This window comes from Pantoea sp. UBA6567 (assembly GCF_002434165.1).
Lineage (GTDB): Bacteria > Pseudomonadota > Gammaproteobacteria > Enterobacterales > Enterobacteriaceae > Pantoea > Pantoea eucrina.
Genome location: NZ_DJJN01000003.1, coordinates 1 through 21,396, shown reverse-complemented (window position 1 = coordinate 21,396; position 21,396 = coordinate 1). Strand labels below are relative to the sequence as shown.

Below are 21,396 nucleotides of genomic sequence, written 5' to 3'. Positions count from 1 at the left end.
CTGAGCAGGGAAGCGGAAGCGAAGTACGGCATAGCTTAGCGCAGCAAAGCGCTAAGCGAGCCAAACACTGTGTCGCAGACACAAACGTTGATGGTAAGGAGTTTATAGTGAAAAAGTTGTTGTGTGCCGCAGGTCTGGGTCTTGCTTTAGCGGTTTCCGCTGGCGTTCAGGCTGCTGACAAAATTGCAGTGGTAAACGTGTCCAGCATTTTCCAGCAGTTACCGCAACGTGCGACCGTTGCTAAACAGCTTGAAAATGAGTTCAAAGGCCGCGCAACTGAGCTGCAGGGCCAGGAACGCGATCTGCAGACCAAAATGCAGAGACTGCAGCGTGATGCTTCTACCATGAAGGCGAGCGAGCGCAGCCGCATGGAAAAAGACATCATGTCCCAGCGCGAAGCCTTCTCCAGCAAAGCCCAGGCTTTCGAACAGGATAACCGTCGTCGCCAGATGGAAGAGCGTAACAAACTGCTGAGCCGTATCCAGGATGCCGTGAAGAAAGTGGCAGACAGCGATGGTTATGATGTCGTGATTGATGCTAACGCCGTAGCCTATGCTGCTAATGCGAAAGACATTACTGCTGACGTGCTGAAACAGGTTAAATAATCGATGTCATCAATTCGACTGGCTGATTTAGCCCAGCAGTTGGATGCAGAATTGCACGGAGATGGCGATATCGTCATCTCCGGCATTGCTTCTATGCAATCCGCCACCCCTGGTCAAATCACTTTTCTTGCCAACAGCCGCTACCGCGAGCAGCTCGCCAGCGTTCAGGCGTCAGCCGTGGTGCTGACGGAAGCGGATCTGGAATGGTGCAATACTGCCGCCCTGGTAGTGAAAAATCCCTATCTTACCTATGCCCGCATGGCACAACTGCTGGACACCACGCCGCAGCCCGCGCAGAATATCGCGCCCAGCGCGGTGATCGATCCTTCCGCCTCGCTGGGACAAAATGTGTCGGTAGGGGCGAACGCGGTGATTGAGTCTGGCGTTGAGCTGGGTGACAACGTCGTGATTGGTGCAGGCTGCTTTGTCGGCAAAAAGAGCCGGATTGGCAGCGGCACGCGCCTCTGGGCCAACGTGACGATTTATCATGAGATTCAGATTGGTCAGGATTGTCTGATTCAGTCAGGCACTGTCATCGGTGCAGATGGTTTCGGGTATGCTAACGATCGCGGCAACTGGGTGAAAATCCCTCAGCTCGGCACGGTCATCATCGGTGACCGGACAGAGATTGGTGCCTGCACCACTATCGATCGCGGTGCGCTGGATAACACTCTGATCGGCAATGGTGTTATCATAGACAACCAGTGTCAGATTGCCCACAACGTTGTAATTGGTGACAATACAGCCGTTGCGGGAGGTGTGATCATGGCCGGTAGCCTGAAGATTGGACGTTACTGTATGATTGGCGGCGCCAGCGTCATTAACGGCCATATGGAGATCTGCGATAAAGTAACCGTAACCGGTATGGGCATGGTAATGCGTCCCATTACAGAGCCGGGGGTTTACTCCTCAGGGATCCCACTGCAACCGAACAAAGCCTGGCGTAAAACGGCAGCGCTGGTGATGAATATCGATGACATAAGCAAACGTCTGAAAGCCATCGAACGCAAAGTTGATAAAAACAGCTAAGCACATCCGCGCGACCCGCTTTCATAATAATGCCGCCTGCCTGCTTTTGCCCTTCAGTGTGGTAAAGGACGGCAGGTAGCGCAGAGAAGCGAACGCCACCGAACTGATTTGCGGCCTGCGAAAGATCATTTTGATCGGTGCAGGCCGTGTTATTGTTGCCATCAGATTTTTTAGGACAGGAAGAGTATTTTGACTACTGAAACGCATACTCTGAAAATCGAAGAGATTTTAGAACTGCTGCCGCACCGCTATCCGTTTTTGCTGGTGGATCGCGTGCTGGATTTTGAAGAGCACAAATATCTGCGTGCGGTAAAGAACGTTTCTGTTAATGAACCGTTTTTCCAGGGGCACTTCCCTGGTAAACCGATTTTCCCAGGCGTTCTGATTTTAGAAGCGATGGCGCAGGCGACCGGTATTCTGGCGTTTAAAAGCGTTGGCAAACTGGAACCTGGCGAGCTCTATTATTTTGCCGGTATCGATGAAGCCCGCTTCAAGCGCCCGGTAGTACCAGGTGACCAGATGATCATGGAAGTCACCTTCGAAAAAACCCGTCGTGGTCTGACACGTTTTAAAGGCGTTGCTACAGTGGATGGTAAAATTGTCTGTGAAGCGACCATGATGTGTGCCCGTAGCCGGGAGGCATAATTAGTGATTGATTCAACCGCCACCATCCATCCGACCGCCATCGTTGAAGAGGGTGCTGTACTGGGTGCAAATGTTCATATCGGTCCCTTCTGTATTGTGGGCGCTGACGTGGAAATTGGCGCAGGTACGGTATTGAAATCACACGTTGTGGTTAATGGCCATACGCGCATCGGCGAAGAAAACCAGATCTATCAGTTTGTCTCTATTGGTGAGGTAAACCAGGATCTGAAATATGCGGGTGAGCCTACCCGCACCGAAATCGGCGATCGCAACCGGATCCGCGAAAGCGTGACCATTCATCGCGGCACCACGCAGGGTGGCGGACTGACTAAAGTTGGCAGCGACAACCTGCTGATGGTGAATGCGCACATTGCACACGACTGCGTGATCGGCAGCCGCTGCATTCTGGCAAATAACGTGACGCTGGGCGGCCACGTTACCGTGGATGATTTTGCGATCATCGGCGGCGTGACGGCCGTGCACCAGTGGTGCACTATCGGCGCTCACGTTATGGTTGGCGGTTGTTCCGGCGTGGCGCAGGATATTCCGCCATACATTATTGCGCAGGGTAACCACGCCACGCCGTTTGGCGTCAATATTGAAGGTCTCAAGCGTCGCGGCTTCAGCAAAGAGGCGCTGCATGCTATTCGCAACGCTTACAAGCTGCTCTACCGCAGTGGTAAAACGCTGGATGAGGTAAAGCCTGAAATCGAGGCGCTGGCGCAGCAGCACAGCGAAGTCCAGCCGTTCTTTGATTTCTTCGCCCGTTCAACCCGTGGATTGATCCGTTAATTCATGTCAGTGCGTCCCTTAACGATTGCCCTGGTCGCCGGAGAAACCTCCGGCGATATTCTTGGTGCCGGTCTGATCCGCGCGCTGAAAGCGCGTCATCCTGATGCACGCTTTGTTGGCGTAGCGGGTCCGCTGATGCAGGCAGAAGGCTGCGAAGTCTGGTACGAAATGGAAGAGCTGGCGGTCATGGGCATTGTCGAAGTGCTGGGCCGCCTGCGACGCCTGCTGACCATCCGCAAAGACCTGACGCAGCGCTTCACCGCGCTCCGCCCTGACGTATTTGTGGGTATCGATGCGCCAGATTTTAATATCACCCTGGAAGGCAACCTGAAGCGCGCCGGTATTCGTACCGTGCACTACGTCAGCCCTTCCGTCTGGGCATGGCGTCAGAAGCGCGTCTTTAAGATTGGCCGCAATACCGATATGGTGCTGGCGTTTCTGCCGTTCGAGAAAGCGTTTTACGATCGCTTTAACGTGCCGTGTCGTTTTATCGGTCACACCATGGCTGATGCGATGCCGCTGCAGCCTGATAAGCAGGCCGCGCGTCGCGAGCTGGGTATTGCAGACGACGCGATCTGTCTGGGTTTACTGCCAGGCAGTCGTGGCGCAGAAGTTGAAATGCTGAGCGCCGATTTTCTGCGCGCGGCGCAGCTGCTGCGTCAGCGCTACCCGGCGCTGGAAATCGTGGTTCCGCTGGTTAACGCAAAGCGGCGGGCGCAGTTTGAACAGATTAAAGCGGAGATTGCGCCTGAGCTGCCTATGCACCTGCTGGATGGCAAAGGGCGTCAGGCGATGATCGCCAGCGATGCGGCTATTCTGGCATCCGGCACGGCGGCGCTGGAGTGTATGCTGGCAAAGTGCCCGATGGTCGTGGGGTATCGTATGAAACCCGTTACCTTCTGGCTGGCGAAGCGCCTGGTCAAAACGCCTTACGTCTCGCTGCCTAATCTGCTGGCGGGACGGGAGCTGGTTAAAGAGCTGCTGCAGGATGAGTGCCAGCCGCAGACGCTGGCCGCCGCGCTGGAGCCGCTGCTGCATGCGGGTGCCGAACGCGACGCGCTGCTGGAAACCTTTACTCAACTGCATCAGCAGATCCGCTGGAATGCCGATGAGCAGGCGGCGGATGCGGTACTGGAGATTGCTCATGGCTGAATTTATCTATCCTGATGCGCAACGTATTGCGGGCGTGGACGAAGTCGGACGCGGCCCGCTGGTAGGGGCCGTAGTAACGGCGGCGGTGATCCTCGATCCTGCTAACCCGATTGCTGGTCTGGCAGACTCAAAAAAGCTGTCGGAAAAGCGCCGTCTGGCGCTGTATGATGAAATTACCGAAAAGGCGCTGGCGTGGAGCCTCGGCAGGGCTGAGCCAGAAGAGATCGACCAGCTCAATATTCTGCATGCCACGCTGCTGGCGATGCAGCGCGCGGTGGCAGGGCTGCACCTTACGCCCGATTTTGTGCTGATCGATGGCAATCGCTGTCCGGCGCTGGCGATGCCTGCGCAGGCGGTGATCAAAGGCGACAGTCTGGTGCAGGAAATCAGCGCTGCATCCATTATTGCCAAAGTGACGCGCGATCGCGAAATGGCTGAACTCGATCGTCTCTTTCCGCAGTATGGCTTTGCGCAGCATAAAGGTTACCCCACCGCGCTTCATATGGCGAAGCTCAAACAGTTTGGTGCCACGCCGCATCATCGTCGCAGTTTTGCGCCGGTGCGCAACACGCTGCTGGATGCCGAACTGCACGCCTCAGTACAACCCGCGCCGCTTTATTAAGCCTGACGCTGTTTTAACCGGAAACCGATATGGCTGAACCTCGTTTTATACATCTGCGCGTGCACAGCGACTACTCCATGGTCGATGGCCTGGCGAAGACCGGTCCGCTGGTGAAAAAAGCCGCGGCGCTGGGGATGCCGGCAATAGCGATTACGGATTACACCAACCTCTGCGGCCTGGTGCGCTTCTATGGCAGCGCCCACGGTGCCGGCGTTAAGCCGATTATCGGCGCTGATTTTCAGGTCGCCAGCGAGCTGATGGGCGATGAGCTTACGCAGCTTACGCTGCTCGCGGCGAATAACACCGGCTATCAGAATCTGACACTGCTGATTTCGCGCGCCTATCAGCGCGGCTACGGCATTGCCGGGCCTATCCTCGATCGCGACTGGCTGATTGAGCTGGGCGAAGGGCTGATTGTCCTGTCGGGCGGACGACGCGGCGATGTCGGACGCAGCCTGCTGCGCGGCAATAACGCGCTGGTGGCGCAGTGTCTGAGCTTTTATCAGCAGCACTTTCCCGACCGTTACTACCTTGAGCTGCTCCGCACCGGACGCGCCGATGAGGAGAGCTATCTGCATGCCGCCGTTGAGCTGGCGATAGCGGAAGGGATACCGGTAGTGGCAACCAATGAAGTCTGCTTCATCAATGAAGAGGACTTCGATGCGCATGAGATCCGCGTGGCGATCCACGACGGTTATACGCTGGACGATCCGAAACGTCCGCGCCACTACAGTCCTCAGCAATATATGCGCAGCGAAGAGGAGATGTGCGAGCTGTTTTCGGACATCCCGGAAGCGCTGGAAAACAGCGTAGAGATTGCTAAGCGCTGTAACGTCACCGTCCGCCTCGGCGAATATTTTCTGCCGCAGTTCCCGACCGGCGAGATGACCACCGAAGAGTTTCTGGTGGTGAAATCACGCGAGGGGCTTGAAGAGCGCCTGGCGTTTCTCTTTCCGGATGAAGAGCTGCGTGCGCAGAAGCGCCCGGCCTACGATGAGCGTCTGGAGATTGAGCTCAACGTTATCAACCAGATGGGGTTCCCGGGCTACTTCCTGATCGTGATGGAGTTTATCCAGTGGTCAAAAGATAACGGGATCCCGGTCGGACCCGGACGCGGTTCCGGTGCCGGTTCACTGGTGGCCTATGCGCTGAAGATTACCGACCTCGATCCGCTGGAATTTGACCTGCTGTTTGAACGCTTCCTGAATCCGGAACGTGTCTCCATGCCCGACTTTGACGTCGACTTCTGCATGGAGAAGCGCGATCAGGTGATCGATCACGTTGCCGAGATGTATGGCCGTGAAGCGGTTTCGCAGATTATCACCTTCGGCACCATGGCGGCGAAAGCGGTGATCCGCGATGTAGGGCGCGTGCTGGGCCATCCTTATGGCTTTGTCGATCGCATCTCCAAGCTGGTGCCGCCCGATCCGGGCATGACGCTGGAAAAAGCGTTTCAGGCTGAACCGCAGCTGCCTGAGATCTATGACGCCGATGAAGAGGTCAGGGCGCTGATCGACATGGCGCGCAAGCTGGAAGGCGTCACGCGAAACGCCGGCAAGCACGCTGGCGGCGTGGTCATTGCGCCGACCAAAATCACCGATTTTGCCCCGCTTTACTGCGATGAAAACGGCCAGTTCCCCGTCACCCAGTTTGATAAAAATGATGTGGAGTATGCCGGACTGGTGAAGTTTGACTTCCTCGGCCTGCGTACGCTGACCATCATCGACTGGGCGCTGAAGATGATCAACCCGCGCCGTGAAAAGCAGGGGCTGCCGCCGATCGACATTGCGGCTATTCCGCTTGATGATAAAAAAAGCTTCGATATGCTGCAGCGCTCAGAGACCACCGCGGTGTTCCAGCTTGAATCGCGCGGCATGAAAGATCTGATCAAGCGACTGAAGCCTGACTGCTTTGAAGATATGATCGCCCTGGTGGCGCTGTTTCGTCCCGGCCCGCTGCAGTCCGGCATGGTGGATAACTTTATCGACCGTAAGCATGGCCGCGAAGAACTCTCCTATCCTGACATCCAGTGGCAGCATGAGAGTCTGAAGCCGGTACTGGAGCCTACCTACGGCATCATTCTCTATCAGGAGCAGGTGATGCAGATCGCACAGGTGCTGGCGGGTTATACGCTGGGCGGCGCTGATATGCTGCGTCGTGCGATGGGTAAAAAGAAACCGGAAGAGATGGCGAAGCAGCGTTCAGTGTTCAAAGAGGGCGCTGAAAGCATGGGTATCAACGGCGAACTGTCGATGAAAATCTTCGACCTGGTAGAGAAGTTCGCCGGCTATGGTTTTAACAAATCGCACTCTGCAGCCTATGCGCTGGTCTCCTATCAGACGCTGTGGCTGAAAGCACACTATCCGGCTGAGTTTATGGCTGCGGTCATGACCGCCGATATGGATAACACCGAGAAAGTGGTCGGGCTGGTGGATGAGTGCTGGCGCATGGGCCTGAAAGTGCTGCCGCCGGATATCAATGCCGGCCTCTATCCGTTCCACGTTAACGACGACGGTGAAATTGTCTACGGCATCGGCGCGATCAAAGGCGTCGGTGAAGGCCCGATTGAAGCGATTCTCGAAGCGCGTAATCAGGGCGGCTATTTTAAAGAGCTGTTCGATCTCTGCGCGCGTACCGATACGCGCAAAATTAACCGCCGGGTGATGGAGAAGCTGATCATGTCCGGCGCGTTTGACCGGCTCGGACCCCATCGTGCGGCGCTGATGAGCGCCCTGAGCGATGCCCTGAAAGCCGCTGACCAGCATGCTAAAGCAGAGGCGACGGGGCAGGCAGATATGTTTGGCGTGCTGGCTGAAGAGCCGGAGCAGGTCGAAAAATCGTATGCGTCAATTACGCCGTGGCCAGAGCAGGTGCAGCTGGATGGCGAGCGTGAAACGCTGGGGCTCTATCTTACCGGGCATCCGATTAATCAGTATCTGAAAGAGATTGAGCGCTACGTCGGCGGGATGCGGCTGAAAGATATGCATCCTACTGAACGTGGCAAGGTCACCATCGCTGCGGGGCTGGTGATTGCCGCCCGCGTGATGGTGACCAAGCGCGGCAACCGAATTGGTATTTGTACTCTAGACGATCGCTCCGGTCGTCTGGAAGTCATGCTATTTACCGATGCGTTAGATAAGTACCAGCAGCTGCTGGAGAAAGACCGTATCCTGATCGTCAGCGGACAGGTCAGCTTTGATGACTTCAGCGGCGGGCTTAAAATGACCGCCAGGGAAGTGATGGATATCGATGAAGCGCGGGAAAAATATGCGCGCGGACTTGCTATCTCGCTGACGGACAGGCAAATTGATGACCAGCTTTTAAACCGTCTCCGCCAGTCTCTGGAACCTCATCGTTCCGGGACCATTCCGGTACATCTCTATTATCAGAGAGCAGATGCGCGGGCGAAGCTGCGCTTTGGTGCAGCGTGGCGTATTTCGCCCAGCGATCGTTTACTTAACGACCTGCGGTCGTTAGTAGGATCGGAGCAGGTGGAACTGGAGTTTGACTAAAACAGGAACATTATGAGTCTTAATTACCTGGATTTTGAACAGCCGATCGCCGAACTCGAAGCGAAGATCGATTCGCTTAAATCGATTGGCCGTTCAGATGAGAAACACGATATTAATCTGGATGAAGAGATTCAGCGCCTTCGCGAGAAAAGCGTTGAACTGACCCGTAAAATCTTCTCCGATTTAGGTGCATGGCAGGTCGCGCAGCTGGCGCGTCATCCGCTGCGTCCCTATACGCTGGACTACGTGCGCAACGCATTTGACGACTTTGACGAGCTGGCAGGCGATCGCGCCTATGCTGACGACAAAGCGATTGTGGGTGGTATCGCACGTCTGGATGGCCGTCCGGTGATGATCATTGGTCATCAGAAAGGGCGTGAAACCAAAGAGAAAATTCGCCGTAACTTCGGTATGCCTGCACCAGAAGGCTATCGTAAAGCGCTGCGTCTGATGGAGATGGCAGAGCGTTTTAAGATGCCACTTATCACCTTTATCGACACGCCGGGTGCTTATCCGGGCGTGGGCGCCGAAGAGCGCGGTCAGTCTGAAGCGATTGCCCGTAACCTGCGTGAGATGTCTGGTCTGAAAATTCCGGTGATCTGCACCGTGATTGGCGAGGGCGGCTCTGGTGGCGCGCTGGCGATTGGCGTGGGCGACAAAGTGAACATGCTGCAGTACAGCACCTACTCGGTGATTTCACCGGAAGGCTGTGCGTCAATTCTGTGGAAAAGCGCAGATAAAGCGCCGCTGGCGGCAGAAGCGATGGGCATCACCGCCGGGCGTCTGCAGGAGCTGAAGCTGATCGACTCAATCATTCCTGAGCCGCTGGGTGGCGCGCATCGTCGTCCGGTTGATATGGCCGCTTCTCTGAAACAGCAGCTGCTGGCCGATCTGGCCGATCTCGACGGGCTGAGCACGGAAGAGCTGCTCGATCGCCGCTATCAGCGCCTGATGAACTACGGTTACGCGTAAGGTAAGCCCTGCAGCAAAAAAGCGGACTCCGGTCCGCTTTTTTTATGCCTGTTTTCCACGATCGGGCCTGAGTTCCCTGCAGGACCGCCATTTATGGCGGCAGCGATCCCCCAAGGGCGCCATTTATGGCGACCGAAATGCATCGCTGAAAACATCAGGCCTGCAACGGCGCTATTCCGGAACATTCTCCGGCCACTTTTCGCTATCCTTACTCTGTGCCACAAGACCACAGGAGGTGAGCATTGAATATTATTGCGATCATGGGACCGCACGGCGCGTTCTACAAAGATGAACCAATTCGCGAACTGGATACCGCGCTGAAACTGCAGGGCTTTCACACCGTTTATCCCAGTAATGCCAGCGACCTGCTGAAGCTGATTGAGCACAACCCGCGCGTATGCGGCGTCGTATTTGACTGGGATGAGTACAGCATGGCGCTCTGCAGCGACATCAACCAGCTCAATGAGTCGCTGCCGCTCTACGCCTTTATCAACACCCATTCGCAGATGGACGTCAGCGTTAATGAAATGCGCATGGCGCTGCAGTTTTTTGAATATGCGCTCAGCACCGCAGACGATATCGCGCTGCATATCCGCCAGTATACCGATGAGTACATCGATAAAATTTTACCCCCGCTGACCAAAGCGCTGTTTACCTATGTTAAAGAGGGTAAATACACCTTCTGTACGCCAGGCCATATGGGCGGTACCGCCTTTCAGAAAAGCCCGGTCGGCAGCCTGTTTTATGACTTTTTCGGTGCCAACACGCTGAAAGCCGATGTCTCTATCTCCGTCACCGAACTGGGTTCGCTGCTCGACCATACCGGCCCGCATCTCGACGCCGAAGAGTATATTGCCCGTACCTTTGGGGCAGAGCAGAGCTATATGGTGACCAACGGCACCTCAACCTCAAACAAAATTGTCGGTATGTATGCCGCCCCGGCAGGCAGTACGGTACTGATTGACCGCAACTGTCACAAATCGCTGACCCATCTGCTGATGATGAGCGACATCGTGCCCGTCTGGCTCAAGCCAACGCGTAATGCGCTGGGCATTCTGGGCGGTATTCCGCAGCGTGAATTTACCCGGGGGGCTATTCAGAGCAAAGTGGATAGCACGCCGCGCGCCAGCTGGCCGGTCCATGCGGTGATCACCAATTCAACGTACGACGGATTGCTCTACAACACGGAATATATCAAGCAGACGCTGGATGTGCCGTCGATCCACTTCGATTCCGCCTGGGTGCCTTATACCAACTTTCATCCCATCTACAGCGGAAAAAGCGGCATGAGCGGTGAACGGATCCCGGGCAAGGTGATCTATGAAACGCAATCCACCCATAAGCTGCTGGCCGCGTTTTCCCAGGCTTCACTGATTCATATCAAAGGCGACTACGACCACGATACGTTTAACGAAGCCTATATGATGCACACCACTACCTCGCCGAGCTACGGCATTGTGTCATCGATTGAAACCGCTGCGGCGATGCTGCGCGGCAATCCGGGTAAGCGGCTAATTAACCGTTCGGTTGAGCGCGCGCTGCACTTCCGGCGCGAGATCCAGCGGCTGCGTGAAGAGTCTGATGGCTGGTTTTTTGATATCTGGCAGCCAGAGCAGGTGGATGAGGCAGAGTGCTGGCCGATCCAGCCGGGAGAAGAGGCGTGGCACGGCTTTCAGCAGGCCGATCGCGATCATATGTATCTCGATCCCATTAAAGTTACGATCCTGACGCCCGGCATGAGCGAACTGGGCGCGATGGCGGAAGAGGGGATCCCGGCGTCGCTGGTGGCGAAATTTCTCGATCAGCGCGGCGTGGTGGTAGAGAAAACCGGGCCTTATAACCTGCTGTTTCTGTTCAGTATCGGGATCGATAAAACCCGCGCCATGAGCCTGCTGCGCGGTCTGACCGAGTTTAAACGCGCCTACGATCTTAATCTGCGCGTGAAAAATATGCTGCCGGATCTCTATGCGGAGGATCCCGATTTCTATCGCAATATGCGGATCCAGACGCTGGCGCAGGGGATCCACCAGCTGATCCTGCAGCACGATCTGCCGCGGCTGATGCTGAAAGCCTTTGATGTCCTGCCTGAAATGAAAATGACGCCGCATCAGGCGTTCCAGCATCAGGTCAAAGGTGAGGTTGAAACCGTGGATATCCGCGAGCTGGTAGGGCGTACCTCCGCCAATATGATCTTGCCCTATCCGCCAGGCGTGCCGCTGGTAATGCCCGGTGAGATGATCACAGAACAGAGCCGGGCCGTGCTCGACTTTCTGCTGATGCTCTGCACCATCGGGCGCCACTACCCTGGCTTTGAAACCGATATTCACGGCACCACGCTGACAGAGGATGGGCGCTATCTGGTTCGGGTACTGCGCGACGCGCCGCAGCCCTGACTTCGGATAAATGCCTCTGGTCACGCTGACGTCCGGCACGTAGGCTTGGCGGCTCAGATTTTTTTTCGGAGCCGCTATGCTACAGATCAAACAGATTCACCACATTGCGATTATTGCCACTGACTATCCGCGCAGCAAAGCGTTCTACTGCGATGTGCTGGGCTTCTCCCTGCTGGGTGAGTACTACCGCGCTGAGCGGGATTCATGGAAAGGCGACCTCGGCCTGCACGGCGTCTATACCATTGAGCTGTTCTCATTTCCCTCCCCGCCGCCGCGCGTAACCGCACCTGAAGCCTGCGGCCTGCGCCATCTGGCATTTTGCGTAGAGGATGTGGCGCAGTCGGTTGCGGCGCTGGCAGAAAAAGGCGTGATCTGCGAACCGGTGCGTATCGATGCGCTGACCGGTAAAGCCTGCACCTTTTTTACCGATCCGGATGGTTTGCCGCTGGAGCTTTATCAGGCGTAAAATAGCCGCCGCAGAATGCCGCAATCAGGCGGCATCATCAGATGGAACGGCACTATGTCTTTTTCCCACCTTGCTGCGCTGCTGGATCCCGCCGGTCGCTACGTGGTGGCATTCAGCGGCGGGCTCGACTCCACCGTGCTGCTGCATCAGCTGGTCTGCTGGCAGCAGCAGCATTCGCAGCTGAGCGTGCGGGCGCTGCACGTGCATCACGGCCTGAGTCCGCACGCCGACCGGTGGGCCGCACACTGCCGGCAGCAGTGCCAGCGCTGGCATATCGCCTGCGACGTATTGCCGGTAACGGTTGATGCCAGGGCAGGAGGCGTGGAGGCGTCGGCGCGCAGAGAGCGCTATCAGGCGCTCTTCGCCCGGCTGCAGCCGGATGAACAGCTGCTCACCGCGCAGCATCTGGACGATCAGTGCGAAACGCTGCTGCTGGCGCTAAAGCGCGGCAGCGGCCCGGCGGGGCTGGCGGCAATGCCGCCGCGGCGCACAGTGCAGGGGCATGAACATCTGCGTCCGCTGCTCAGCCTTAGCCGTGAGCAGCTGGAGCAGTGGGCGGCTGAGCACCAGCTCAGCTGGATTGAGGATGAGAGCAATGACGACAGCCGCTACGACCGCAACTTTTTGCGTCAGCAGATTATGCCGCTGCTGCATCAGCGCTGGCCGCACTTCAGCGCTGCCAGCGCCCGCAGCGCCGCGCTCTGCGCAGAACAGGAGCAGCTGCTGGATGAGCTGCTGAAGCAGGAGCTGAGCCAGCTGCTTACGCCACAGGGCGCACTGCATTTTCCGCCGTTGCAGAGCATGAGCGAAGCGCGGCGTAACGCGCTGCTGCGCCGCTGGATCGCCGGGCAGGGCGGGGCGATGCCGTCACGTGCAGCGCTGCAGCGCATCAGTACTGAGGTTATCGCGAGCCGGACTGATGCACAGCCGGCGCTGCAGCTGGGAAATTTTACGCTGCGCCGCTATCGCGATGCGCTCTACTGGTTACCGCCGCAGCCGTCGCTGCGTGACCAGGCATGCTGCTGGCCGCAGCTTACCCAACCGCTGGTACTGCCCGGCGGAGTGGGTCAGCTGCTGGCTGACTTCTCACGCGCGGAGCTGCGTCTGCCTGCGGCGGATGAAACGGCTCACGTTCGCTTTCAGGCGCGCGGCTACTATCATCTGCTGGGACGGGCGGGCGGACGCGAAATGAAAAAACTGTGGCAGGAGCTGGCGATCCCGCCCTGGCAGCGGGAGCGTATTCCACTGATCTACTATAACCATACGCTGATTTGCGCGCCGGGCCTGTTTGTTACCCATGAAGGCGCTGCCTGCAGCGATCGGGGCTGGCAGGCGATCTGGCATCAGCCTGACAGGGAGAAGGTATCATGAGGCACTGGCTGACGGCTGTGCTATGTTTTGTATCGCTGCCGCTATGGGCAGAAGGCGATGCGGCCGCGGGCGCAGAAAAAGCAGCCCGCTGTATGGCGTGTCACGGTGCAGAGGGCAAAAGCGCGATACCCCTCTATCCTCATCTGGCCGGGCAGCAGGCGCCTTATCTGGCGCATGCGTTGCACGCCTATCAGAAAGGTGAGCGCAGCGGCGGTCAGGCAGAGGTGATGAAAGCGTTTGTGGCGGGACTAAGCGATACCGATATTGAGGATTTAGCGGCTTACTATAGCGGACTTAAGCCGTAGGAAACGCGGGCGGAGAGGGTCCGCCCGCCGCGAGACTACTCGTCTTCGCTGACCACCACGGTGCCGAGTTCAGGATGGCTGAAGCTGGCAATGTGATCGAGGCGCAGCTCGCGGGTTTCCCCGGAGAGGTCAACCGCAAGATATTCGACGTTTTTGCGCGAAACCATATCCCGCGCTTTCGCCTTCAGCTGGTCGCCATTTTTCAGCTGCAGTGACAGCATCCAGTGTCGGGTGCAGGCGAGTTCCAGGTTGTCGTAGTCATCGCAATTGATGGGTTTATAAGCTTCATTTGTCAACATAGTCGCTCACCAATAAGTTTGCAGCAGCCGAGGCTGCCTGATCCCTGACAGAAGAGTTTAGCGCGGAATGAGCGGCGATATCATTGAGTGCATTCAGCGCGCACATCAGCGCGTCGGGCACATATCCCGGCTCACCGCTGCCGATTTCAGCATATTTCTGGCGAACTAACTCACAATACGTTTGCACATGCACCTCCTCAGCAGAGCATAAATACCCTGGTTGCCTGGCGACTATAACACAGGGGTTTCCCGGAAATCAGCCAGGGCAAGCGGGGAAATAGAGAAAGAAAAGCAGCAGAACAGCGGCTGGCACGGCCTGCCGGACGCTGGCTGGCGCACAAAAGGTTAAGTTGATGAACAGGAAAATTCAGTACAGAACGCCGTATGAACCGGCAGGTGACAGATGATTATGCTGTCGCGCACGGTTGAGATCCCGGAGAGTGAAATAGAGCTGACGGCTATCCGCGCTCAGGGGGCAGGGGGGCAGCACGTGAATAAAACCTCGACGGCTATTCATCTGCGGTTTGATGTCCGCGCATCTTCGCTGCCGGAGTTTTATAAAACGCGGCTGCTCGCTGCCAGTCATCACCTGATTACGGCAGAAGGCGTGGTTATTATTAAAGCGCAGGAGTATCGCAGTCAGGAGATGAATCGTGAGGCCGCGCTGCAGCGCCTGATCAATCTGATCCGCGAGTTAACCACGGTGGAGAAAGCGCGTCGCGCGACGCGGCCAACGCGCGCGTCAAAAGAACGGCGGCTGGAGGGGAAATCGCGGCGCAGCAGCGTAAAAGCGATGCGCGGCAAAGTGCGATAAAAAACGCCTCCCGCAGGAGGCGTTTGCCATTACTTATTCAGCGCGCTGGCCAGGAAGCTGACGATCTCATGCTGGCTGATCATCTGCTTCTCGCTTGCGGAGCGGGATTTGTACTCAATCTCTTCGTTGTCGAGATTGCGATCGCCAATCACGATGGTGTGCGGCACGCCAATCAGCTCCATATCAGCAAACATCACGCCCGGACGCTCTTTACGATCGTCGAGGATAACGTCGATGCCTCTGGCGCGCAGTTCGCTGTAGAGCGATTCTGCCAGCTGCTGAACCCGGAAAGATTTATGCATATTCATTGGCAGAATTGCGACTTCAAACGGTGCCAGCGCCGCAGGCCAGATAATGCCGCGTTCGTCATGGTTCTGCTCAATTGCGGCAGCCACCACGCGGGTAATACCGATACCGTAGCAGCCCATGGTCATAATCTGGTTGCGGCCATCTTCGCCCTGTACGGCTGCTTTCATCGCATCGGAGTATTTGGTGCCGAGCTGGAAAATGTGACCCACCTCGATACCGCGCTTGATCTGCAGTACGCCTTTACCATCCGGGCTTGGATCGCCCTCGACCACATTGCGGATATCTTCAACCCGCGCTTCCGGCAGATCGCGGCCCCAGTTAATGCCGGCAAAGTGCTGACCGTCGATGTTGGCACCAGCGGAGAAATCACTCATTTTTGCCACGGTACGGTCCGCAATGACCGGGATGGTCAGACCGACCGGACCGATAGAACCAAAGCCTGCACCCGTTACGGCACGGATCGCCTCTTCATTGCCCATTTCCAGCGGCGAAGCGACGATATCGAGATGTTCAGCTTTGATCTCGTTAAGCTCATGATCGCCACGCACCAGCAGAGCAACCAGCTGATGGCCGCTCTCTTCACTCGCCTTCACAATCAGCGTCTTAACCGTTTTCTCAACCGGGATCTGATGCTGCTCAACCAGTTCCGCGATGGTTTTGGCATGTGGCGTGGCAAACTGTGTCATCGGCTGTGTTGCCGCCGGACGCTCGCCAGCCGGAGCCAGCGCTTCAGCTTTCTCAATGTTTGCGGCGTAGTCTGACTCGCTGGAGAAGATCACATCATCTTCACCGCTCTGCGCCAGTACCTGGAATTCATGTGAACCGCTGCCGCCGATAGAGCCGGTGTCAGCCTGCACAGCGCGGAAATCGAGACCCATGCGGGTAAAGCTCTGACTGTAGGCGCGATACATCGCATCGTAGGTTTCCTGCAGCGACGCCTGCGAGGTATGGAAGGAGTAGGCGTCTTTCATGATGAACTCACGCGAACGCATCACGCCAAACCGCGGGCGCACTTCATCACGGAACTTGGTCTGAATCTGATACAGATTAAGCGGCAGCTGCTTATAAGAACTCAGCTCGTTGCGGATCAGATCGGTAATGACCTCTTCATGCGTCGGACCGAGCACAAACGGACGTTCGTGACGATCTTTAATGCGCAGCAGCTCCGGGCCATACTGCTCCCAGCGCCCGCTCTCTTCCCACAGGTCGGCCGGCTGAACCACCGGCATAGAGATTTCAATTGCGCCGGCGTTGTTCATCTCTTCGCGCACGATGTTTTCAACTTTTCGCAGCACGCGAACCCCGGTCGGCAGCCAGGTATAGAGTCCGGAAGCCAGTTTGCGGATCATCCCGGCACGCAGCATCAGCTGATGGCTGATCACTTCTGCATCGGAAGGCGTCTCCTTAAGCGTGGAGAGCAGATATTGAGTAGTACGCATTAATTATGATTCCAGTTATATGGAAGAAGAAGAGCAGACCGTTACTGGCCGTTAGTGTACCAGCGAGAAACAGCGCTCAAAAGCCTGTTTTAGCGTGGATCCACGGCAATGACCTCAGTACCCGCTTCATCAATGCGCCAGCGCACGTTGAAATCGAGCAGCCAGGCGGCATATTCGCGATCCAGCGATTCACTTTTGCGATAGGCGGGACGCGGATCCTGGGCCAGAACTTCGCTAATAAAACGCTGCAGCTGGGGAATATGCGCCTGCTGCTGAATCTGCTGCTGAGCGGCGGCTGAAAAACGCACCGGCATGGCCGCTTCAGGTGCAGCCTGAGCATACCCGGCGCGCGCGTCGGGCAGCGCTTCGGCAAACGGCAGGTAGGGCTTGATATCAATCACCGGTGTGCCATCGACCAGATCAAGGCTGCCGAGCTGCAGAATAACCTGCGATTTTTCACAGCGGATCCCTTTCAGCTCAACCAGCGACATGCCTACCGGATTAGGACGAAACGTTGATCGCGTCGCAAACACGCCCATACGCGCGTTACCGCCGAGGCGTGGCGGACGGACAGTAGGGCGCCAGCCGCCGGCCATGGTCTGATGGAACATAAACAGGATCCAGATGTGGCTGAACGCCTCCAGACCGCGTACGGCTTCCGGCTGATTGTAGGGGGCCTGCAGATGCAGTTCACCGCCGCCATCCTGAACCAGGCCCGGCTGGCGCGGCACGGCAAATTTCTCTTTCCACGGGGAGCGGATCACGCCAATCTGCGCAACGGCAAACTCACTCATTGACCGGAAACTTTCAGCGCTGAGCCCTGGCAGATTGCCTGGCGGTAGCAGCCTGGCGTACTGGTCACAATTTCACATTTGTGCAGCAGCACGGCGTTGGCTTTCATACCCGCTGCTTTGATCTGCAGACGTTTACGCGCGGTATTGATATTGGGAGGCGAATCCTGCGTGCTGCTCTGGCAATCTTCGCCAGACACTTCACCCAGATCGCGGAAAGGATTGCTGACCAGATCGGTTGCGTCGGTATAGATTTTCACCGGAGCCGGGCGCGGAGCCGGCTTGCGCTGTGGCTGAGCGGATGACTGCTGCGGACGAGCCGGAGCGCTGCTTATCGGGTGATATTCACGAACGCACCCGGTCAGCATCAACGCCAACAGGCAGAGCGGTAAAAAACGCATGGCAACATCCTCCTGTAATAAAAGTGGCGTTATTGAAACAAGGACGCCCGCAAATAACAAGTCAGCAGCCACATGCAGAAATAGAAAGGGCGGCCAGCGCCGCCCTCAGGAGAGAAAAGAAGTGAACTTACCAGCCTTTAACCGCGCCACCGTTAAAGATTTTGTTCGCAGACTCAGCCACTTCGTCTGACTGATACGCTTCAACAAACTTCTTCACGTTCTCAGCGTCTTTATTATCTTCACGGCTCACCAGCAGGTTAACGTATGGAGAATCTTTATCTTCCACAAAGATGCCATCTTTTGCCGGGGTCAGACCAATCTGGCTGGCATACGTTGTGTTGATAACCGCGAGTGCAATCTGCTGATCGTCAAGCGAGCGTGGCAGCTGTGGCGCTTCCAGTTCAACAATCTTCAGGTTCTTTGGATTTTCCACAATATCCAGCGACGTTGGCAGCAGGCCAACACCCTCTTTCAGCTTAATCAGTCCCGCTTTCTGCAGCAGCAGCAGGGAGCGGCCCAGGTTAGTCGGATCGTTAGGGATGGCGATCTGCGCGCCATCCTGCAGTTCGGTCAGCGACTTAATCTTTTTGGAGTAGCCGGCAATCGGGTAAACAAAGGTGTTGCCAACCGGTACCAGCTTGTAGCCACGATCTTTGATCTGCTGATCCAGATAGGGCTTATGCTGGAAAGCGTTAACGTCAATATCCCCTTTGCTCAGCGCTTCATTAGGTAACACGTAATCGTTAAATGTCACCAGCTCGACGTCGAGATTATATTTATCTTTAGCCACTTTAACGGCAGTTTCAGCAACCTGCTGTTCAGCACCGACAATCACGCCCACTTTGATATGGTTGGGATCTTTTGCCTGCTGATCGCATCCGGCCAGAGCAATAGCACCAATCAGAGCACCTGCTGCGGCAATCTTTTTAAATGTGAAAGACATATCCTTTCCTTAATAGAGAAGTATTGATGTTATTGGCTTATTTATGCGACACCGCGCGAACAATGCGATCGCCGCAGAACTGAATCAGATATACCAGCACGACCAGCAGCACCAGTACAGTATTCATTACGGTAGCGTTATACCCGATATAGCCATACTGATAGCCAATCTGGCCCAGACCACCCGCGCCCACGGCACCGCCCATAGCAGAATAGCCAACCAGCGTAATGAGCGTAATGGTGGCCGCATTAACCAGGCCCGGCATCGCTTCCGGCAGCAACACCTTGCGGACAATCTGCAGCGGCGTGGCACCCATCGCGCGGGAGGCTTCGATCAGGCCGGTCGGCAGCTCCAGCAGGGCGTTTTCAACCATACGGGCAATAAACGGCGCGGCGCCAACGGTCAGCGGGACAATCGCCGCCTGCAGGCCGATAGAGGTGCCGACAATTGCGCGGGTAAACGGAATCATCCATACCAGCAATATAATGAACGGGATCGATCGGAAGATATTGACGATAGCAGAGAGCACGCGGTAAAGCGCGCTGTTCGCCAGAATCTGACCGGGGCGTGTAACATACAGCAGTACGCCGACCGGCAGGCCAATAACAAACCCGAAAAAGCCAGAGACAAAGGTCATCATCAGCGTTTCCCAGACGCCGCGCGTCAGTAACCACAGCATCGCTTCAGACATAACCTAATACCTCTACTTTCACATGATGTTCTTTCAGCCAGCTTATCGCGGCCTGCGTATCTGTTTCACTGCCATCCATTTCTGCCAGCATGATGCCGAACTTGACTCCGCCTGCATAATCCATCTGCGCACTGATAATGTTGTTGTTCACATTAAAGCGGCGGGCAGCTTCTGACAGCAGCGGTGCATCAACAGATTTCCCGGTAAACTCCAGGCGCAGCAGGGGCACAGCCTGTGCGGCAGGCTGCGCGCGCATGCGCTCCTGATAATCTTCCGGAATATCCAGATGCAGCGTCGACTGAATAAACTGCTGCGCCAGCGGCGTTTTTGGATGAGAAAAAACTTCGCTGACGCTATCTTTTTCAATCAGCTCGCCGTTACTGATCACAGCAACCTGATCGCAGATGCGCTTAACCACATCCATCTCATGGGTGATAAGCAGAATAGTAATACCGAGGCGGCGGTTAATGTCTTTCAGCAACTCCAGTATCGAACGGGTGGTCGCCGGGTCGAGCGCGCTGGTGGCTTCGTCGCACAGCAGTACTTTGGGATTGCTGGCCAGCGCACGCGCAATAGCCACACGCTGTTTTTGCCCGCCAGAGAGATTAGCTGGCCAGCTGTCATGCTTGTCATTCAGGCCAACCAGCTCCAGCAGCTCGCTAACGCGCGCTTTGATCTGATCGCTTGACAGATTGCCCAGCTCCAGCGGCAGCGCCACATTGCCGGCCACCGTACGCGAGTTCATCAGGTTGAAGTGCTGAAAAATCATGCCGATCTGGCGACGTGCCAGCGTCAGCTGCCCGGAAGAGAGTGCAGTGAGATCCTGCCCGTCGACCAGCACACGACCGGATGTAGGGCGCTCAAGCAGGTTGACGCAGCGGATCAGCGTACTCTTGCCCGCGCCTGACGAACCGATGACGCCATAAATCTGTCCCGCCGGCACATGCAGGCTGACGCCGGAGAGCGCCTGTATTGTGCGTGAACCCTGCTGGAACACTTTGGTGATATTTTCGAGTTTAATCATTAGTTAATTATTATCGTCTGACGTTATCCGTGGTGTATCAATATTCGATCAGCGAAGCTGGACGAAAGCTGAATGGATGGTAAGGCATCCAGACGTCTAAATCAATCGACGTAATGCAATCTGCCATTCTCTCGCTATGCCCAATCATGCAATACTTAGCACTATTAATTGCAGCAGGAGTATTTACGTGGCGAACCCAGTCCCGGCTATTTTTCTCGATCGTGATGGCACATTAAATGTTGATCACGGTTATGTTCATGAGATCGACAATTTTCAGTTTATAGAAGGCACCATTGAAGCGCTGCAGGCGCTGAAAAAGATGGGCTACGCGCTGGTGCTGGTCACTAACCAGTCGGGTATTGCCCGCGGGATGTTTACGGAAGATACCTTTATGCAGCTGACGGAGTGGATGGACTGGTCACTGGCCGACCGCGATATCGACCTGGACGGCATCTACTATTGTCCTCACCTGCCGGATGCCACCGTGCCTGCTTACCGTCAAAACTGCGACTGTCGTAAACCTCAGCCTGGAATGCTGCTGTCTGCGCAGCAAGAGCTGAACATCGATATGGCCGCTTCATATATGGTAGGGGATAAGCTGGAAGATATGCTGGCAGGGCAGGCCGCTGGCGTCGGCACCCGCGTGCTGGTGCGCAGCGGTAAAACGGTTACCGCTGAAGGTGAAGCAGCAGCAGATTGGGTGTTAAATAGCCTGGCAGAGCTGCCGGCGCGCATTAAACAGGCATAAATAATCGGTTTTGCGCAAACATTAACCGGGTGACAAAAAAGTTGAAATTAGTGCTTGTCACCCGGCGAGAACT

The 21,396-nt window shown here is 56.2% G+C and carries 22 protein-coding genes; 14 read left to right on the top strand and 8 right to left on the bottom strand.

Going from position 1 to position 21,396, the window contains the following annotated elements; translation table 11 throughout:
* Positions 1-107: 107 nt before the first annotated feature.
* The 12 genes from skp (at position 108) to B4M48_RS01430 (ending at position 13,864) form a co-directional block, all read left to right on the top strand.
* Positions 108-605, top strand: coding sequence for a molecular chaperone Skp (gene skp, locus B4M48_RS01485; RefSeq protein WP_039382739.1), 498 nt, complete (start codon positions 108-110; stop codon positions 603-605).
* 3 nt (positions 606-608) lie between these two features.
* Positions 609-1,634, top strand: coding sequence for a UDP-3-O-(3-hydroxymyristoyl)glucosamine N-acyltransferase (gene lpxD, locus B4M48_RS01480; RefSeq protein ID WP_039382740.1), 1,026 nt, complete (start codon positions 609-611; stop codon positions 1,632-1,634).
* Between the two features lie 189 nt (positions 1,635-1,823).
* Positions 1,824-2,279: a 3-hydroxyacyl-ACP dehydratase FabZ gene (gene fabZ, locus B4M48_RS01475; protein ID WP_007893924.1), complete on the top strand. Its 456-nt coding sequence runs from the start codon at positions 1,824-1,826 to the stop codon at positions 2,277-2,279.
* A gap of 3 nt (positions 2,280-2,282) precedes the next feature.
* Complete coding sequence (gene lpxA, locus B4M48_RS01470; protein WP_039382744.1) at positions 2,283-3,071, top strand: acyl-ACP--UDP-N-acetylglucosamine O-acyltransferase; 789 nt, start codon at positions 2,283-2,285, stop codon at positions 3,069-3,071.
* A gap of 3 nt (positions 3,072-3,074) precedes the next feature.
* Complete coding sequence (gene lpxB / locus B4M48_RS01465; protein WP_039382748.1) at positions 3,075-4,223, top strand: lipid-A-disaccharide synthase; 1,149 nt, start codon at positions 3,075-3,077, stop codon at positions 4,221-4,223.
* Positions 4,216-4,845, top strand: a complete 630-nt coding sequence (gene rnhB, locus B4M48_RS01460) for a ribonuclease HII (RefSeq protein ID WP_283340898.1) — start codon at positions 4,216-4,218, stop codon at positions 4,843-4,845. The genes lpxB and rnhB overlap by 8 nt, the downstream gene beginning before the upstream one ends.
* A gap of 29 nt (positions 4,846-4,874) precedes the next feature.
* The gene (gene dnaE, locus B4M48_RS01455; RefSeq protein ID WP_071669047.1) at positions 4,875-8,357 is read left to right on the top strand and encodes a DNA polymerase III subunit alpha; all 3,483 of its coding nucleotides are present in this window, start codon (positions 4,875-4,877) and stop codon (positions 8,355-8,357) included.
* Between the two features lie 12 nt (positions 8,358-8,369).
* Complete coding sequence (gene accA, locus B4M48_RS01450; RefSeq protein WP_039382756.1) at positions 8,370-9,329, top strand: acetyl-CoA carboxylase carboxyl transferase subunit alpha; 960 nt, start codon at positions 8,370-8,372, stop codon at positions 9,327-9,329.
* Between the two features lie 242 nt (positions 9,330-9,571).
* Positions 9,572-11,722, top strand: coding sequence for a lysine decarboxylase LdcC (locus B4M48_RS01445; protein ID WP_288655791.1), 2,151 nt, complete (start codon positions 9,572-9,574; stop codon positions 11,720-11,722).
* Between the two features lie 76 nt (positions 11,723-11,798).
* Positions 11,799-12,188 carry a VOC family protein gene (locus B4M48_RS01440; protein ID WP_039382762.1) on the top strand — a complete coding sequence of 130 codons (390 nt, stop codon included), beginning with the start codon at positions 11,799-11,801 and terminating at the stop codon, positions 12,186-12,188.
* 54 nt (positions 12,189-12,242) lie between these two features.
* Positions 12,243-13,559: a tRNA lysidine(34) synthetase TilS gene (gene tilS / locus B4M48_RS01435; protein ID WP_288655789.1), complete on the top strand. Its 1,317-nt coding sequence runs from the start codon at positions 12,243-12,245 to the stop codon at positions 13,557-13,559.
* Positions 13,556-13,864: a c-type cytochrome gene (locus tag B4M48_RS01430; RefSeq protein WP_071669045.1), complete on the top strand. Its 309-nt coding sequence runs from the start codon at positions 13,556-13,558 to the stop codon at positions 13,862-13,864. Before tilS ends, B4M48_RS01430 begins: the two co-directional genes overlap by 4 nt.
* Positions 13,865-13,899: 35 nt before the next feature.
* On the opposite strand, the gene rof is transcribed toward B4M48_RS01430, so the two are convergent.
* Together rof and B4M48_RS01420 are read right to left on the bottom strand one after the other, a co-directional pair.
* Positions 13,900-14,163, bottom strand: a complete 264-nt coding sequence (gene rof / locus B4M48_RS01425; RefSeq protein WP_039382769.1) for a Rho-binding antiterminator — start codon at positions 14,161-14,163, stop codon at positions 13,900-13,902.
* Entirely contained in the window at positions 14,150-14,350 is a 201-nt protein-coding gene (locus B4M48_RS01420) for a YaeP family protein (protein WP_071669043.1), read from the bottom strand. Before B4M48_RS01420 ends, rof begins: the two co-directional genes overlap by 14 nt.
* Positions 14,351-14,566: 216 nt before the next feature.
* On the opposite strand from B4M48_RS01420, the gene arfB reads away from it, so the two are divergent.
* Positions 14,567-14,977 (top strand): alternative ribosome rescue aminoacyl-tRNA hydrolase ArfB, encoded by a 411-nt coding sequence (gene arfB / locus B4M48_RS01415; protein ID WP_039382771.1) that lies wholly within the window; start codon positions 14,567-14,569, stop codon positions 14,975-14,977.
* Between the two features lie 29 nt (positions 14,978-15,006).
* On the opposite strand, the gene proS is transcribed toward arfB, so the two are convergent.
* The 6 genes from proS to metN form a co-directional block, all read right to left on the bottom strand.
* On the bottom strand, positions 15,007-16,725 hold the full coding sequence (gene proS / locus B4M48_RS01410) for a proline--tRNA ligase (RefSeq protein WP_071669042.1): 1,719 nt from the start codon (positions 16,723-16,725) through the stop codon (positions 15,007-15,009).
* 89 nt (positions 16,726-16,814) lie between these two features.
* Positions 16,815-17,519 (bottom strand): tRNA (N6-threonylcarbamoyladenosine(37)-N6)-methyltransferase TrmO, encoded by a 705-nt coding sequence (gene tsaA / locus B4M48_RS01405; RefSeq protein ID WP_250341114.1) that lies wholly within the window; start codon positions 17,517-17,519, stop codon positions 16,815-16,817.
* Positions 17,516-17,917, bottom strand: coding sequence for an Rcs stress response system protein RcsF (gene rcsF, locus B4M48_RS01400; protein WP_039382781.1), 402 nt, complete (start codon positions 17,915-17,917; stop codon positions 17,516-17,518). The genes tsaA and rcsF overlap by 4 nt, the downstream gene beginning before the upstream one ends.
* Before the next feature lie 127 nt (positions 17,918-18,044).
* Entirely contained in the window at positions 18,045-18,860 is an 816-nt protein-coding gene (locus tag B4M48_RS01395) for a MetQ/NlpA family lipoprotein (RefSeq protein WP_065650069.1), read from the bottom strand.
* 37 nt (positions 18,861-18,897) lie between these two features.
* Positions 18,898-19,551: a methionine ABC transporter permease MetI gene (locus tag B4M48_RS01390; protein ID WP_039382787.1), complete on the bottom strand. Its 654-nt coding sequence runs from the start codon at positions 19,549-19,551 to the stop codon at positions 18,898-18,900.
* The gene (gene metN / locus B4M48_RS01385; protein WP_288655786.1) at positions 19,544-20,575 is read right to left on the bottom strand and encodes a methionine ABC transporter ATP-binding protein MetN; all 1,032 of its coding nucleotides are present in this window, start codon (positions 20,573-20,575) and stop codon (positions 19,544-19,546) included. Before metN ends, B4M48_RS01390 begins: the two co-directional genes overlap by 8 nt.
* Before the next feature lie 187 nt (positions 20,576-20,762).
* Between metN and gmhB the strand changes: the two genes are divergently transcribed.
* Positions 20,763-21,323, top strand: coding sequence for a D-glycero-beta-D-manno-heptose 1,7-bisphosphate 7-phosphatase (gene gmhB, locus B4M48_RS01380; protein ID WP_071669039.1), 561 nt, complete (start codon positions 20,763-20,765; stop codon positions 21,321-21,323).
* Positions 21,324-21,396: the final 73 nt, after the last annotated feature.

Bases quoted from the DNA above. Each gene is read 5' to 3' on its own strand.
- lpxD (WP_039382740.1), top strand. From the start codon at position 609: ATGTCATCAATTCGACTGGCTGATTTAGCCCAGCAGTTGGATGCAGAA.
- lpxB (WP_039382748.1), top strand. From the start codon at position 3,075: ATGTCAGTGCGTCCCTTAACGATTGCCCTGGTCGCCGGAGAAACCTCC.
- rnhB (WP_283340898.1), top strand. From the start codon at position 4,216: ATGGCTGAATTTATCTATCCTGATGCGCAACGTATTGCGGGCGTGGAC.
- dnaE (WP_071669047.1), top strand. From the start codon at position 4,875: ATGGCTGAACCTCGTTTTATACATCTGCGCGTGCACAGCGACTACTCC.
- accA (WP_039382756.1), top strand. From the start codon at position 8,370: ATGAGTCTTAATTACCTGGATTTTGAACAGCCGATCGCCGAACTCGAA.
- B4M48_RS01440 (WP_039382762.1), top strand. From the start codon at position 11,799: ATGCTACAGATCAAACAGATTCACCACATTGCGATTATTGCCACTGAC.
- tilS (WP_288655789.1), top strand. From the start codon at position 12,243: ATGTCTTTTTCCCACCTTGCTGCGCTGCTGGATCCCGCCGGTCGCTAC.
- B4M48_RS01430 (WP_071669045.1), top strand. From the start codon at position 13,556: ATGAGGCACTGGCTGACGGCTGTGCTATGTTTTGTATCGCTGCCGCTA.
- rof (WP_039382769.1), bottom strand. From the start codon at position 14,163: ATGTTGACAAATGAAGCTTATAAACCCATCAATTGCGATGACTACGAC.
- arfB (WP_039382771.1), top strand. From the start codon at position 14,567: ATGATTATGCTGTCGCGCACGGTTGAGATCCCGGAGAGTGAAATAGAG.
- proS (WP_071669042.1), bottom strand. From the start codon at position 16,725: ATGCGTACTACTCAATATCTGCTCTCCACGCTTAAGGAGACGCCTTCC.
- tsaA (WP_250341114.1), bottom strand. From the start codon at position 17,519: ATGAGTGAGTTTGCCGTTGCGCAGATTGGCGTGATCCGCTCCCCGTGG.
- rcsF (WP_039382781.1), bottom strand. From the start codon at position 17,917: ATGCGTTTTTTACCGCTCTGCCTGTTGGCGTTGATGCTGACCGGGTGC.
- B4M48_RS01395 (WP_065650069.1), bottom strand. From the start codon at position 18,860: ATGTCTTTCACATTTAAAAAGATTGCCGCAGCAGGTGCTCTGATTGGT.
- B4M48_RS01390 (WP_039382787.1), bottom strand. From the start codon at position 19,551: ATGTCTGAAGCGATGCTGTGGTTACTGACGCGCGGCGTCTGGGAAACG.
- metN (WP_288655786.1), bottom strand. From the start codon at position 20,575: ATGATTAAACTCGAAAATATCACCAAAGTGTTCCAGCAGGGTTCACGC.